Source organism: Pseudomonas saudimassiliensis (genome assembly GCF_000939975.1).
Lineage (GTDB): Bacteria > Pseudomonadota > Gammaproteobacteria > Pseudomonadales > Pseudomonadaceae > Halopseudomonas > Halopseudomonas saudimassiliensis.
Genome location: NZ_LK391969.1, coordinates 870,528 through 885,464, shown reverse-complemented (window position 1 = coordinate 885,464; position 14,937 = coordinate 870,528). Strand labels below are relative to the sequence as shown.

13 protein-coding genes are annotated in these 14,937 nt (G+C 63.3%); 10 read left to right on the top strand and 3 right to left on the bottom strand.

All coding sequences use genetic code 11. The features are described 5' to 3' along the window. The first annotated feature begins 11 nt into the window (after positions 1-11). Positions 12-845 carry a mechanosensitive ion channel family protein gene (locus VG99_RS04210; RefSeq protein ID WP_044498469.1) on the top strand — a complete coding sequence of 278 codons (834 nt, stop codon included), beginning with the start codon at positions 12-14 and terminating at the stop codon, positions 843-845. A gap of 16 nt (positions 846-861) precedes the next feature. On the opposite strand, the gene VG99_RS04205 is transcribed toward VG99_RS04210, so the two are convergent. Both VG99_RS04205 and VG99_RS04200 read right to left on the bottom strand, forming a co-directional pair. Next, positions 862-2,220 (bottom strand): AmpG family muropeptide MFS transporter, encoded by a 1,359-nt coding sequence (locus tag VG99_RS04205; protein ID WP_044498468.1) that lies wholly within the window; start codon positions 2,218-2,220, stop codon positions 862-864. A 7-nt stretch (positions 2,221-2,227) separates the two neighbouring features. Continuing rightward, on the bottom strand, positions 2,228-2,533 hold the full coding sequence (locus VG99_RS04200) for an MGMT family protein (RefSeq protein ID WP_420848286.1): 306 nt from the start codon (positions 2,531-2,533) through the stop codon (positions 2,228-2,230). A gap of 109 nt (positions 2,534-2,642) precedes the next feature. On the opposite strand from VG99_RS04200, the gene VG99_RS04195 reads away from it, so the two are divergent. Beyond that, a complete protein-coding gene (locus VG99_RS04195) occupies positions 2,643-3,653 on the top strand; it encodes a DUF481 domain-containing protein (RefSeq protein ID WP_052508691.1) in 1,011 nt (336 codons plus the stop codon). Between the two features lie 64 nt (positions 3,654-3,717). On the opposite strand, the gene VG99_RS04190 is transcribed toward VG99_RS04195, so the two are convergent. Next, on the bottom strand, positions 3,718-4,476 hold the full coding sequence (locus VG99_RS04190) for an SDR family oxidoreductase (protein ID WP_044498466.1): 759 nt from the start codon (positions 4,474-4,476) through the stop codon (positions 3,718-3,720). A gap of 186 nt (positions 4,477-4,662) precedes the next feature. Between VG99_RS04190 and VG99_RS04185 the strand changes: the two genes are divergently transcribed. The 8 genes from VG99_RS04185 to VG99_RS04150 all read left to right on the top strand — a co-directional run bounded on the left by VG99_RS04185 (position 4,663) and on the right by VG99_RS04150 (position 14,935). Further along, positions 4,663-5,115 carry an FxsA family protein gene (locus VG99_RS04185; protein ID WP_044498465.1) on the top strand — a complete coding sequence of 151 codons (453 nt, stop codon included), beginning with the start codon at positions 4,663-4,665 and terminating at the stop codon, positions 5,113-5,115. A gap of 194 nt (positions 5,116-5,309) precedes the next feature. After that, positions 5,310-5,603 carry a co-chaperone GroES gene (locus VG99_RS04180; RefSeq protein ID WP_044498464.1) on the top strand — a complete coding sequence of 98 codons (294 nt, stop codon included), beginning with the start codon at positions 5,310-5,312 and terminating at the stop codon, positions 5,601-5,603. Between the two features lie 50 nt (positions 5,604-5,653). Then, positions 5,654-7,297 (top strand): chaperonin GroEL, encoded by a 1,644-nt coding sequence (groL, locus tag VG99_RS04175; protein WP_044498463.1) that lies wholly within the window; start codon positions 5,654-5,656, stop codon positions 7,295-7,297. Positions 7,298-8,022: 725 nt separating this feature from the next. Beyond that, positions 8,023-9,258, top strand: coding sequence for an NADH:flavin oxidoreductase (locus VG99_RS04170; protein WP_044498462.1), 1,236 nt, complete (start codon positions 8,023-8,025; stop codon positions 9,256-9,258). A 35-nt stretch (positions 9,259-9,293) separates the two neighbouring features. Then, positions 9,294-10,772: an FAD-dependent oxidoreductase gene (locus tag VG99_RS04165; RefSeq protein WP_044498461.1), complete on the top strand. Its 1,479-nt coding sequence runs from the start codon at positions 9,294-9,296 to the stop codon at positions 10,770-10,772. Positions 10,773-10,894: 122 nt separating this feature from the next. Continuing rightward, positions 10,895-12,085 carry an acyl-CoA dehydrogenase family protein gene (locus VG99_RS04160; protein ID WP_044498460.1) on the top strand — a complete coding sequence of 397 codons (1,191 nt, stop codon included), beginning with the start codon at positions 10,895-10,897 and terminating at the stop codon, positions 12,083-12,085. Positions 12,086-12,095: 10 nt separating this feature from the next. After that, positions 12,096-13,226 carry an acyl-CoA dehydrogenase family protein gene (locus VG99_RS04155; RefSeq protein ID WP_044498459.1) on the top strand — a complete coding sequence of 377 codons (1,131 nt, stop codon included), beginning with the start codon at positions 12,096-12,098 and terminating at the stop codon, positions 13,224-13,226. Between the two features lie 41 nt (positions 13,227-13,267). Further along, on the top strand, positions 13,268-14,935 hold the full coding sequence (locus VG99_RS04150; protein WP_044498458.1) for a class I adenylate-forming enzyme family protein: 1,668 nt from the start codon (positions 13,268-13,270) through the stop codon (positions 14,933-14,935). Positions 14,936-14,937: the final 2 nt, after the last annotated feature.

Here is a 14,937-nt window from a genome sequence, read left to right as displayed (position 1 = left end):
CGGAGTAGGTGATGGAGCAGTTCCTAAGCAGGATGAACGACCTGCAGGACCAGTGGTTACCGCTGTTGGTCGGCTATAGCAGCCAGTTGCTGTTGGCGCTGGTGACGCTGCTGATTGGCTGGTGGATCATTGGCCGGGTCACCCGCGCCGTACGGGGGTTGATGCAGCGGCGCGCGGTCGATCCGACCCTGCACGGCTTCATCGGGACCTTGGTCAACATCGGTCTCAAGGCGCTGCTGCTGATCAGCGTCGCCGGCATGGTGGGGATCGAAACGACCTCCTTCATCGCCTTGATCGGTGCGGCGGGTCTGGCCGTGGGCCTGGCCTTGCAGGGCAGCCTGGCCAATTTTGCCGGCGGTATCCTGATTCTGGTGCTGCGCCCGATCCGGGTCGGCGAATACATCCAGGCCCAGGGCGTGGAAGGGACGGTGGCGAGCATCCAGATCTTCCACACCATCCTCAAGACCGGCGACAACAAGACCGTTATCGTGCCCAACGGTGCATTGTCCAATGGCAGCATCGTCAACTTTTCGCGCCAGCCTACCCGGCGGGTGCAGCTGGACCTGGACATTGCCTACGAGGACAACGTCAAGCACGCGCGCAAGGTGCTGCTGAAGCTGGCGCATGCCGACAGCCGGGTGCTCAAGGACCCGGAGCCGGCGGTCTGGTTGGCGGCGCTGGGGGAAAGCTCGGTGAGCCTGTCCCTGCGCGTCTGGGTGAAAACCGAGGACTTCTGGGGCGTCTACTGGAGCCTGCTGGAGCTGGCCAAGGAAGAGTTCGAACTGGAAGGCATTACCGTTCCCTACCCACAGCGGGTCGTTCACCAGGTGGTGACCCAGGCGTAACGACCCCCGCGGGTGGCTAGTCCATGCCCGGCCGGTGGACCCGGTCGGGATGGGCGAAGCGGAACAGCAGCGCGGCCAGGATGATCGCCGGCAAGCCGGTCAGGGCGGTGGTCATGAAGAAGGTGATCCAGCCCACATTGGCCGCCAGCACGCCGGTGAATCCCGCCGCAAACTGCCCCGGCAAGGTCATCAGCGAGCTGAACAGGGCATATTGCGTTGCGGTGTAGGCGGTATTGGTCAGGCTCGACAGATAGGCAATGAATACCGAAATAGCCAGCCCGCCGGTGATGTTGTCCGCGACAATCGCCAATACCAATCCGTAGGTTTGTGGCCCGATAAAGGCCAGCCAGGCAAAGGCCAGGTTGGTGATGGGTGCCATGAAAGCCGTCAACAACAGAATCGGCGCAATGCCGAAACGTGCCACCAGCAAGCCCCCTAGCGCCGCCCCCAATAACGTCATGCCCAGGCCGAACGCCGCGGCGATATTGGCGATCTGCGCCTTGCTGAAACCCAGGTCCAGATAGAAGGGGTTGGCCATCACACCCATGAAGATATCGCTGATGCGGAAGGTGGCAACGAACGCCAGGATCAGCAATGCCGCCTTGCCGTAGCGCTGAAAGAACTCGGCGAAGGGGCAGACCATAGCGCCGATGAACCAGGCAGTCAGCTTGCGCCGCCAGCCGGCATGGCGGGTGTGGGCAAGATAATCGGCCACGCGCTGCTCGAAATGCAGTGTGGAGCTGGTCACGGTGACGGCCGGTTCGGCGATGATCAGCGTGGTGAGTATGCCCACCCCCATGAGCACCGCCATGGCGCCGTAGGCCAGCGTCCAGCTGTCGATGGACGCCAGGTGCAGGGCGCCGGCGCCCGCCGCGAGGATGGCCACACGATAGCCGGTGACATAGGTGGCCGCCATGGCCGCCTGCCGGTGGCGGGCTTCGGCCTCCACCCGGTAGGCGTCGATGGCGACATCCTGGGTGGCGGAGCCGAAGGCGGCGAGCACGGCCCACAGGGCGACCAGGGTCAGGTTCTCCCGCGGATCGGTCAACGCCATCCCCAGCAGGGCGGCGGCGATGACCAGCTGCGCCAGCAGCATCCAGGCCCGGCGCCGGCCGAGCCAGCGGGTCAGCAGCGGCACCGGCGCGCGGTCGATCAGGGGCGCCCACAACACCTTGATGGAATGGGCCATGCCCACCCAGCTGAGAAAGCCGATGGCGGCCAGTTCCACCCCCAGGTCCCGCAACCAGGCACTGAAGGTGCCGCCAACCAGCAGCAGCGGCAGCCCGGCGGAGAACCCGAGAAACAGCATGCCCAGCACGCGGGGCTTGAGGTAGACCTGCCAGCCTTCGCGCGCAGGTGTCGAGGAGTCGTTCATGGTGTAGTCACTTGTCGCCTGTATGCGGATCGGGCCAGCCAAAGCGGGCCATGTTCACCCGCCGGTTGCGAATGATGACACCTTCGGCCATGAGTCGCTGATATTGTTCCTGCCCGGACGGGCTGTCCGCCGGCAACGACAACTGGCCTTGGCTGTTCAATACCCGGTGCCAGGGCAGGGCGGTACCCTCCGGCAACTGCCCGAGCCAACGTCCGACCAGGCGTGCGCCTCGCCCGAGGCCGGCCAATTGCGCCAGGCGGCCATAGCTGGTTACCCGGCCGGGCGGCACGGCAGCCAATACCTGCCACAGCATCTGCTTGCGATCATCATCAGCAGACGAAGCGCAAGCAGGTGCCGGGGAACCTTCTGTCATGGATAATGCCTCTCTTTATTGCCTTTTACTTACTTCCAGGTTGGTCTGCATGCTGAAGTCACGCTGTCTGCTGTTGCTGTCCCTGTTGTTCGCACTCCCCGCCGTCGCCGATACCATCTGGCTGGATAACGGCGACCGGCTCACCGGCCGAATCGAGGTCATGGAAGGCAACAAGCTGGTCATCCAGACCGAGTTTGCCGGCCAGGTCTCGGTCAGGGTAGACCGTATCCGCACCCTGGAGAGTGATCGGCAACTGCTGGTCAAGACCAGCGACAATACGCAGCGGGCGCGCCGCATTCAACCGTCCGAGACCGCCGGGGAGATCTTTCTGGTCAATGGCGAGCCGCAGCCCCAGGCCTTCCAGCTGTCGCAGCTGCGACAGCTGATGGAGCCGCAGCCGGTGATCGAGGACTGGGTCTGGGATGGCCGGGTCGACCTGTCGCTGGAACTGGAGAACACCGACTCGAAGAAGCGAGACCTGGACGTGGATGTGTCCACCGAGGCGCGTCACGGCGACTGGCGGCATGCCTTTGCCGGTGACTTCGAGCGCGACTATCGCGATGACATCAAGACCCGCCACTTCTGGGAATCGGATTACACCCTGAGCTGGTTCTTCGATGAGAAGTGGTTCTGGCAGAACCGGCTCGGTTACCAGCGTGACCACCTGGGCGAAGTGGAGCGGCAGATGCAGCTGGGTTCCGGTCCGGGTTACGAGTGGTGGAACAACGCCCTGGGCCGCTTCGAGACCTCCGCCCGCCTCGAGCATATGCGCATCGACGGCCGGGATGGCGACGACAGCGTTAATAACGGTGTGGGCCTGGCCTGGGATTATCGGCGCTTCCTGCTGGGCAAGCGCTTCCAGCTGGTACACAACGCCGAAACCCTGATCCCCCACAACGACGCCGTGAATTACATCGTCGACGCCGAACTGGGGTTGCGTTACCTGCTCAACAGCTGGGCCTCGCTGAGCCTGATGACCGAATGGGACTACTACAACAGCTCGGATGAGAAAAGTCGCAACGAGACCCGCTACAAGGTTGGCTTCGGCGTCAACTGGTAACGTTGGGTCAGCCCATGCTGGGGCAGCCCGTGCTGGGGCAGCCCCATGCCGGAGCGGGGCGTCATTACAGACGCAGGCCTCCATCCAGCTCCAGGATGCGGCCGCTGTAGTAATCGTTCTCGAACAGGTAGGCGGCCGAGTGCGCGATCTCTTCCGGCTTGCCCATGCGCCGCAGGGGGATGCCCGCGGTCATTTTCTCCAGCGCCTCGGGTTTCATGCTCCCGGTCATTTCGGTCTCGATGAAGCCCGGCGCAATGCCCGCGACGCGGATACCGTAGCGCGCCAGTTCCTTGGCCCAGACCACGGTCAGCGCCGCGACACCGGCCTTGGCCGCGGAGTAGTTGGACTGCCCCATGTTGCCGGCGCGGGAGATCGACGAGATATTGATGATCAGCCCCTGGCTGCCCAGCTCGACCATCTTCGCTGCCACTTCGCGGGTACCCAGGAACACACCGGTCAGGTTGACGTCGATCACCGATTGCCACTGGCTCAGGGGCATCTTCTGGATCTGGCCATCCCTGGCCTTGAGCAGCAGGCCGTCGCGCAGGATGCCGGCGTTGTTGATCAGCCCGTTGATGGTGCCGAAGTCGCTGGCCACCTGGCTGACCATGGCGCTCACCTGGTCTTCGTTGGCCACGTTGCAGACATAGGCGCGGGCGTCGCCGCCGGCGGTCTTGCAGGCGCTGACCGCCTCGTCCAGGCGGCTCTGGTCCAGGTCGACCAGCGCCAGGCGCGCGCCGCGCCCCGCCAGGTATTCAGCCATTGCCCGACCCAGGCCCTGGCCGCCGCCGGTGATGATGATCACGCTGTCTTGCAGTTGCATATCACTACTCCTGTGTTTGTTCTTGGGCCGCAAGAATGCAACAACCCGGCGATATTATGAATACCCTGCGAGTAAATTTAGTCACAGGTTGACCTGTTCGTCGTTGCGGGTGCCGGCATGCGCCGGGCTTGAAACCGATTTCCGCTAACCCCATATAGACACTTTGTCACCATTCACGAGGTTGCCATGCCCCTGTTGCGCATATTGCTGTTGGCACTGCCGCTGATCGAACTGGCGAGCCTGATCCTGCTCGGTCAGCGGGTCGGGGTTGGTTGGACGTTGTTGTGGGTGCTGTTTACCGGTATTGCCGGCCTGATGCTGATCCAGCGTAACGGCTGGGGCATGCTGCAACGGTTGCAACAGCAGATGATCAATAACCGCAGCCCGTTCAATGTGCTCAAGTCGGGCATGTGGGGCGTGCTGGCGGGGGTGCTGATTGCCTTCCCCGGTCTGGTCAGCGATGTGCTGGCCATCCCCTGCCTGGTGCTGGCGCTGCTGCACCGTGGCGGTGGTTCCGGTCCGGACGACCAGGACGGCCCGCGCATGTACCGTCGCGGCGAACATACCATCATCGAGGGTGAATGGGAGGCCGAGCGGCCGGCCCCGACCGACGACGACCGCCGATTGAACCGGCCGTAAAAAAAGTTGGCGCCGGCCCCCTTGAAAAGGATTTGCCGGGCCCCATAAACAATGCACCAGTTTTACAGACGCCCATTGACGGGAGTCTGTGTTGGATAGGGGAGTTGCTTCGGCACGACCCACAGGCCACAGGCCTGATTAACTTGAAATGCCGGCAAGCCGGCCTTTGACATTCATTTGGGAGACTCACAACGATGAAAATCCGTCCGTTACACGATCGCGTAGTCGTTCGTCGCAGCGAAGAAGAAACAAAAACCGCTGGCGGTATCGTTCTGCCTGGCTCTGCAGCAGAAAAACCGAACACCGGCGTGGTCATTGCTGTTGGTACCGGGCGTCTGCTGGACAATGGTGAAGTGCGTCCGCTGGCCGTCAAAGAAGGCGACAAGGTTGTTTTCGGACCCTATTCCGGCAGCAGCACCATCAAGATCGATGGTGAAGAGTTGCTGATGATGAGCGAATCCGAAATCTACGGCATCCTGGAAGGCTGAGGCCACACCAGTCCGATCCCCTGAACGAATTCATTTGAAGGAAAGTGAAAATGGCTGCTAAAGAAGTATTGTTCGACGTTTCCGCACGCAACAAGATGCTCGAAGGCGTCAATGTTCTGGCCGACGCGGTCAAGTCCACCCTGGGGCCGAAGGGCCGCAACGTGCTGATCGAGCGCAGCTTCGGCGCGCCGATGATCACCAAGGACGGCGTATCCGTCGCCAAGGAAATCGAGCTGAAAGACCGCTTCGAGAACATGGGCGCGCAACTGGTCAAGGACGTTGCTTCCCGTGCCAACGATGACGCCGGTGACGGTACCACTACCGCTACCGTACTGGCCCAGGCCATCGTTACCGAAGGTCTGAAGGCCGTTGCTGCCGGCATGAACCCGATGGACCTGAAGCGCGGTATCGACAAGGCTACCGCTGCCGTTGTTGCCGAGCTGAAGAACCTGGCCAAGCCCTGCGCCGATTCCAAGTCGATCGCCCAGGTAGGTACCATCTCCGCCAACTCCGACGAGTCCATCGGCAAGATCATTGCCGAAGCCATGGACCGTGTAGGCAAGGAAGGTGTGATCACCGTCGAGGAAGGTTCCGGCCTGGAGAACGAGCTGTCCGTTGTAGAAGGCATGCAGTTCGACCGCGGCTACCTGTCTCCCTACTTCGTCAACAAGCCGGAAACCATGTCCGCCGAGCTGGACAACCCGTACATCCTGCTGGTTGACAAGAAGATCTCCAACATCCGCGAAATGCTGCCGGTGCTGGAAGCTGTTGCCAAGGCCGGTCGTCCGCTGATGATCGTTGCCGAAGACGTTGAAGGCGAAGCGCTGGCTACCCTGGTCGTCAACAACATGCGCGGTATCGTCAAGGTTGTTGCCGTCAAGGCGCCGGGCTTCGGTGACCGTCGCAAGGCCATGCTGCAGGACATCGCCATCCTCACCGGCGGTACCGTGATCAGCGAAGAAGTCGGCATGAGCCTGGAAACCGCCACCCTGGAACACCTGGGTCAGGCCAAGCGCGTGCAGATCAACAAGGACAACTCCACCGTGATCGACGGTGCTGGTGCCCAGGCTGATATCGAAGCGCGCGTTACCCAGATCCGCAAGCAGGTTGAAGAAACCACTTCCGACTACGACAAGGAAAAACTGCAGGAGCGTCTGGCCAAGCTGGCTGGCGGTGTTGCGGTCATCAAGGTCGGCGCCGCTACCGAAGTGGAAATGAAAGAGAAGAAGCACCGCGTAGAAGACGCGCTGCACGCTACTCGCGCCGCTGTTGAAGAAGGCGTGGTACCTGGCGGTGGTGTAGCCCTGGTACGCACCCTGGTGGCCTTCGAAAACCTGACCGGTGACAACGAAGACCAGAACGTGGGCATCAAGCTGCTGCGTCGCGCCATCGAAGCGCCGCTGCGCCAGATCGTGACCAACGCTGGCGAAGAAGCCGCTGTCGTGCTGCAGGCCGTTCGTGCCGGCGAAGGCAACTACGGCTACAACGCTGCCACCGGCGAGTACGGCGACATGATCGAGATGGGTATCCTGGATCCCGCTAAGGTCACTCGCAGTGCGCTGCAAGCTGCTGCTTCCGTGGCCAGCCTGATGATCACCACTCAGGCCATGATCGCTGAGCTGCCGGAAGACAAGCCGTCCATGCCTGACATGGGCGGTATGGGTGGCATGGGTGGTATGGGCGGCATGATGTAAGTCGTCCCACCCGCGTTACCGAAACCCGTCCCTGTTCGCAGGGGCGGGTTTTTTATTGGGCGTCAGGGAGGGGTGTGGAGCCGCCGCTGCTATAACGCCTTGCGAGGCTGTGCTGGTATTCACGGCGTGTCGTAGCAGGGGCGTACCAGCGTAAAGGCTTGCAGAGATAATGTAAGCACGTACGCACCGATCTCTTTGGATTGAGCAATTCCCTTGTATTAATCGCTTCGTGTAAGACATTGACTATGCCGCGTGTAAGCCGTCTTGGTCAGTTGCTGTGAGATGAGGCGGATTTTTGTCCGGCGTAAAATAGTAAGCCTTTGAATTTGCTTATTTATTTTCCTCATAACCCAAAGGGGTGAGACGATTTTCGAGATTGCTTCGGGATCGTTTCCGGGTACTATGTGTCCATGCGCGACGGAATGCGCTGGTCGGCAGGGAGCTTGAGCTAAGGGAGCATCAGGAGGGTGGCAGCCGGGATGGCTGGGTCATGGAAGGCATTAGGGATAGAAAAAGTGGGGGCGGATCATTCCGCCCCTTTTTTCGTTTGTAGGATAGGGTTTTACCAGTTTCTCCGCAGCACTTTCCTTCTCCTCGTCTGATCAGACGATGCCGGTCCCCAGCGGACTTTCCAGAATCGATGCCATTCACGCTAGACAGTGTCGGTCGAGCCGTCCTCACGGGCCTGCCTGGCCGGCTGCTGTCGATCCGCTCCGGAGCTCGGCATGGCACGCATCGAACAACCATTATCCCAGGCTTATACACCGCTCAGTATCGGTCCGCTGACCCTGCGCAGCCGCTTCATCAAGTCTGCTACCAATGAGGGTATGTCCCCGGATGGGGTGCCCTCGCGTCAACTGGTGCAATTCCATGCGGCCATGGCCGCCGGTGGCGTCGGCCTGACCACGGTGGCTTATTGCGCCGTCAGCGCCGATGGTTGCACCTTGCCCAACCAGATCTGCCTGGATCGCGCCACGCTGCCGCACCTGCGGGCGCTGACCGACGCCGTGCACAGGGAAAACGGCGCAGTCTCGGCGCAGATCACCCATGGTGGTTGTTTTACCTTTATCCAGCCACCAGGGCAGGGCCGGCCGCTGTCGGCCAGCGGGGGCTTCAACAAGATCGGCTTGATGAGCGGGCAATATCTCAAGCGCGAAATGAGCGTGGCGGATATGCAGCGGGTCGCAGCGGACTTTGCCAACGGGGCCCGGCTGGCCCGGGAGGCCGGATTTGACGCGGTCGAAATTCACATGGGCCACGGCTATCTGCTCAGCCAGTTCCTCTCGCCGCTCTACAACAAACGGCGGGATGATTATGGCGGCAGCCTGGCCAACCGGCTGCGCTTTCCCCGTCAGGTGCTGCGTCAGGTGCTGGACGCGGTCGGCGATGAGCTGGCGGTGATCTGCAAGTTCAGCATTACCGAGGGAGTGCGCGGCGGTAACAGCATCGAGGACGGGGTGCAGATCGCCCGTGGGCTGGCTGCCGAAGGGGCGCATCTGCTGGTCCTCAGCGCCGGCCTGAATGCCGAGTCGATCACCACCATGTTCGGCTCGTCCTTTCCGCCGGAGAACCGGGCGGTGGTGACCAATCCGGTGATGAAGGCGGCGATGTTCGTGCAATCGCTGGTCGAGAAGCCGGTGCCCTTCCGTGAACTCTATCTGCTGGAACACGCCCGCCGCATCCGCGCCGCCGTGGACATCCCGCTGGCCTACCTGGGTGGCGTGACGTCGGCGCAGGGCGTGGCGCAGCTGATGGAAGAAGGGTTCGATACGGTCGCCATGGGGCGGGTACTGATCCATGACCCAGGCTGGGTCAACCGCCTGCGCGACGGGCAGCTCGAGCGCAGCGGCTGCACGGCCTGCAACCGCTGCGTGACCATGATGTATACCGAAGGGGGCACCAGCTGCGTGCTCAACGGACCGGGTAATGTGGTGCTCAACCGCACGCCTGCCGCCGGTTGAAGATTCCCATAACAACAACATAGAAGGACGCTGCAATGCTTGCTGACAAGACTTATTCCCCCGGCCGTGCCTGCCCGCTGGCCCAGGTACCCCATTGGGACCAGGAAACCGATGTGGTAGTGGTGGGCTTTGGCGCTGCCGGTGCCTGTGCCGCGATCGAAGCGTGCGAGGCGGGTGCCGAGGTGGTGGTGCTGGAGGTGGCCGGCGTCGGCGGCGGTAGCGCCAGCCTGTCGGGCGGCGAGGTCTACGTCGGCGGCAATGGCGGCACCGACGTGCAGCGCGAGCATGGCTTCGAGGATGCCACCGAGGATTTCCAGCAGTACCTGATGCTGGCTGGCGGCCCGGCTGCCGATGCCGAACGGGTGGCCCTCTATGCCGACAGCGGTGTCGCGCATTTCAACTGGCTGCGTGACCAGGGGGTGCCCTTCAAGGGCACCTACCTGCCGGGAAAATGGATAGAACCGCCCACCGACGATACCCTGCTGTGGTCGGGCAATGAGAAGGCCTGGCCCTATGTGGAGCAGGCCAGGCCGGCGCCCCGGGGACACACGGTGCAGTTCGTGGGTTGGGGGGGCGGTCAGGTGCTGATGGGTATTCTCTGTGCCCGTGCCGAAGCGCTGGGTGCCCAGGTGCGCTATGACAGCCGGGCCCTGGCGCTGGTCGTGGATGAGCAGCAGCGGGTGGTCGGAATAGTTACCCGGGAATCCGGCAGCCCGCGTTTTATCCGGGCGCGGCGGGGGGTAATCCTCTGCGCCGGCGGCTTCATTGGCAACCGCGCGATGGTCCAGCGCTTCGTTCCCGCTGCGCTGGACTGCGAGTTGCAGGTCAGTGCCGGCAACGATGACGGCTCGGGTATTCGCATGGGCATGAGCGTGGGTGCCGCTACCCTGAACATGCAGGAGTTTTTCGCCACCCTGCCGTTCTTCCCACCCGCCTCGCTGGTCCAGGGCATTTTCGTCAACGAGCGCGGCCAGCGTTTCGTCAATGAGGACTGCTATCACGGGCGGGTCGCGCACCATGTGCTGCGCCAGCCCAACGGGCGCGCCTGGCTGCTGGTCGATAACGAGACCTTCGGCCGGCCGGTCATCCAGCCGGATATCCCGGTAGCAGCGGTGGGTGAGAGCTGGGAAGAGGTTGAGCAGGAGCTGGGGCTGCCGGCCGGCGCCCTGGTGCATACGGTCGAGGAGTTCAATCGGCTGGCAGGGGAGGGGCGCGATCCCTATTTCCACAAGACGGCCGAGTGGCTGCGCCCGCTGACCGAGCCGCCGTTCGCCGCGCTGAGCTATTGCCAGGGCGACTTCCAGGCCCACGCCTTTACCCTCGGCGGACTGGCGACCCGGCCCAGTGGCGAGGTACTGGACGCGGACGGCCAGCCGATCGCCGGGCTCTACGCCGCCGGTCGCACTGCCTGCGGCCTGCCGCGCTGGGGCGAGGGGTACGCCTCGGGCCTGTCATTGGGTGATTCCACCTTCTTCGGGCGGCTGGCCGGCCGCCACGCCGCTTCCGCCAACTGAACAGCGCTCGTCCCGCCATCTCGTCCGTCCGGACGATTGGCGGGTTCCGGGCCGGGGTTAGAGTTGACCCATGACCGGCGACGGATTCACGGCCCGGTGCAAAACAACAAGCAGGTAACACGATGAATGAGCTAGAAGCATTTCGCCAGGAAACCCGTGCCTGGCTCGAGAGCAACTGCCCGCCTTCCATGCGCACACCCATGCCCTCCGACGAGATGGTCTGGGGCGGGCGCACCGTGGAATTCAAGCATGAGGACCAGCGCCTGTGGTTCGAACGCATGCGCGACAAGGGCTGGTTCTGCCCCGACTGGCCGGTGGAATACGGCGGCGGTGGGCTGAATCCGCAGCAGGTAGCCATTCTCGATGGAGAAATGCGTCGCCTGCATTGCCGCCCGCCGCAGATCAACCTGGGTATCTGGATGCTCGGGCCGGTGCTGCTGGAGTTTGCCAGCGAAGAGCAGAAACAGCGCTTCCTGCCGCCCATGGCGCGGGGCGAGATCCGCTGGTGCCAGGGCTTCTCCGAGCCCAACGCCGGCTCCGACCTGGCCAGCCTGCGCACCTCGGCCGTGCTCGATGGCGATGACTTCGTCATCAATGGCACCAAGATATGGACCTCCTACGGCAACAAATCCGACTGGATGTACGCGCTGGTGCGCACCGGTCCGATGGAGCCCAAGCAGGCCGGCATCAGCCTCATCGTGCTGGACATGACCTCACCCGGAGTAACGGTTGCGCCGATCGACCTGATCAGCGGCAAGTCCAGCTTCTGCCAGGTGTTCTTCGACAACGTCCGGGTCCCGCGCACGCAGCTGATCGGCGAGCTGAATGGCGGTTGGGCGCTGGGCAAGGCGCTGCTGCAGCACGAGCGCGCAGCCATGTCCAAATTCAGCGAGTCGGCGTTGCCGACCCATTTCGATCTCGACGAGTTCGTGCAGAAATACCTGGGAGCGCCGCAAACGACCGCGGAAACCGTGCTGCAGCAGCGCGCCATTGCCTGCCTGATGGAGGAAGAGGCCTTCCGCCTGACCAACCGCCGGATCTACGACACCCTGCGTGCCCGACAGGACGCGTCGGGTCTGATGGCCATCGCCAAACTGGTTCATACCGAGCAGGAGCGCAGCAAGTTCGAGTTGTTGCTGGAGATCATGGGCAATCACGCCCTGGGATGGGAAGGGGAGGGCTTCGACCAGCGTGAGCTGGATCTGACCGGCGCCTGGTTGATGAGTTTTGCCCAGACCATTGCCGGTGGTTCATCGGAAGTGCAGTTGAACGTGATCGCCAAGCGTGTGCTTGGCCTGCCGGAAGCCAAGTGAGGAGATTGCCGTGAGCCTGGTATATAACGAAGATCAACTGCAGTTGCAGGATAGCGCCCGTGACTTTCTCGCGGCGCGCTCGCCGGTAGCCGTGCAGCGGGCGCTGCGCGACGAGCGCAATCCGGCCGGCTATAACAGCGACGTGTGGAACGGCATGCTGGAACTGGGCTGGAGCGCCGTGGCGTTTTCCGAGCAGGATGGCGGGCTAGATTTCGGTTTCGCCGGTTTCGCCCCCCTGTTCGAGGAGATCGGCCGGCACCTGAGCGCTTCGCCGCTGTTGAGCAGCGTCGTGCTTTGTGGCGGGCTGATCGAACAGCTGGGTACCGAGGAACAACGCCAGCAGTGGCTGCCGTCATTGATCAGCGGCGAACGCCGGTTGGCGCTGGCGCTGGACGAAACGGCCCGGCATGCGCCGGAGGTTATTACGCTGTCGGCCCGGCGAGAAGGGGCTGGTTGGCTGCTGCACGGCGAGAAATCCTGGGTCGCCGATGGGCTGGCAGCGGATGGCTGGCTGGTGGTGGCCCGGGAGGCTGATGGCCGCTGTGGCCTATTCCTCGTGCCCGCCGACCAGCCCGGTGTGCAGCTCAGCGCCCGGCAGATGATCGACTCGCGCAACATGGCGGCGCTGCGCCTGGACCAGGTGCAGCTGGCCGAGGCTGCCCGGCTGGGCACCGCCGATGCCAGCGCCGCGCTGGACCTGGTGCTGGACCGCGGCCGCGCCTGCCTGGCCGCCGAATTGCTCGGTCTGGCGGAAACCGCCTTTGCCATGACCGTGGACTATCTCAAGACCCGGGTGCAGTTCAACGCGCCCATCGGTAGTTTCCAGGCCCTGCAACACCGCGCGGCGCGCCTGTATGCCGACTTGCAACTGGCCCGCAGCAGCGTGATGGCGGCGTTCGAGGTGCTGGATCGCGACACCGGCCCGCTGGCTGAGCGCCGCCGTCTGGCCAGCCTGGCCAAATGGCAGGCGGGCCAGGTCGCCCAGCGGGTCAGTAACGAAGCGATACAGATGCATGGTGGTATCGGCGTCACCGATGAATATGATCTCGGATTGTTCCTCAAGCGCATGCGGATGGCGCAGAACCAGCTGGGCAATGCCGATTATCACTGCCAGCGGTACGGCGACAACCGTGGCGCCTGAAACAGCCGTCGGCCCATTACAACAATTACAAAGAGGTACCCATGCACACCAGTCTTGTGGAACAGTGGCGGACGTGTCGCCAGCAGCTATTGAGCGCCCCATCACCTTTCGCCCTGGCCGATGACGAGCAGGGGCTGAAATATTTCGTCAACGCACCGGCCACCCTCACTGATGCGATTCAGGAAGGCCGCCGGCACGGGGACCTGCCATTCCTGCTATGGCGCGACCAGCGCCTGAGCTTTGCCGAGTTTTACGCCGCGGCGGATCAACTCACCGCCGCCTTGCAACAGCGCATCCAGGTCAAGGCGGGGGAGCGGGTGGCGATTGCCATGCGCAACCGGCCGGAGTGGATGGTTGCCTTCGTGGCTTGCGTCCAGGCCGGTGCGATTCCGGTGCCGCTGAACAGTTGGGGGCTGCGCGATGAGCTGCTGCATGCCATCGAGGATGCCGATGCCCGGGTCGTATTCTGTGACCCCGAGCGCCATCAGCAGCTCGATGGCAGCCTGGCGGGCCGTGCGGTAGTCCTGGTCGATGGCGATAGCCCGGACGCCCATGCCTGGCAGGCCCTGATGCGTGCCGAGCTGGCGCCCATGCAACGGGTGCAGGCAGCACCGCAGGATCCAGCCCTGCTGCTCTATACCTCGGGTACCACCAGTCGCGCCAAGGGCGTGCTGTCGTCCCATCGCGCGGTGGCCCAGTCCCTGTTCGCGCTGGATTACCAGGGCGCCTTTTCCGGCATGACCTCGCCGGAGCGAGTCAAACCGATCATCGAATCGGGCCTGCAGCCGACGGCCCTGCTGTGCTTTCCGCTGTTCCATGTCAGCGGCCTGCACGCGCAGTTCCTCAGCATGCTGCGCCATGGCCGGCGCATGGTGATCATGTACAAGTGGGATGTGGAGGAGGCGCTGCGGCTGATCGAGACCGAGCGCTGCACCCAGTTCAATGGTGCCCCGGTGATGATGCAGCAGTTGATCAATCATCCGCGTTTTGACAGCCCGGCGACCGCCACGCTGTTTGCCCTGGGCCTGGGCGGCGGCGCCTCGTCTCGGGTGATGCTCGACCGATTGATGACCTGCAAGCCGACCGCCATGGCGGGCACCGGCTACGGCATGACCGAAAGCAACGGCATCGGCGCGACCCTGGCCGGTGAGCAGTTTGTACATTTCTCGACGAGCTCCGGCTGGCCTTATCCGCTGATTGACCTGGTGGTCGGCCAATCCCCTGACCAGCCGCTGCCCCCCGGTCAGGCCGGGCCGATCTGGTTGCGGTCGGTGACCTTGATGCAGCGCTACTGGAACCGCCCGGAGGAAACCGAGCAGGCACTGCACAATGGCTGGCTGTTCAGTGGCGATGTGGGTTACCTCGATGAGCACGGCTTCATCTACCTGACCGACCGGATCAAGGACATCATCATCCGCGGCGGCGAGAATATTTCCGCGCTGGAGGTCGAGCAGCGGGCCGCCGAGCATCCGGCGGTCGTCGAGGCCGCGGCCTTCGCCCTGCCGGACGAGACCCTCGGCGAGTCCGTCGCGCTGGTTGCCCATATCAATGGCGCCGTGGACGAAGCGGAGCTGCGCGAGTTCCTGGCGACCCGACTGGCATCATTCAAGTTGCCGGGGCGGATCTGGTTTACCGATCAGCCCCTGCAGCGCAACGCCACCGGCAAGCTGCAGAAACCCCAGATCAAGCAGTCGCTGGGCTTGGCCTGAGC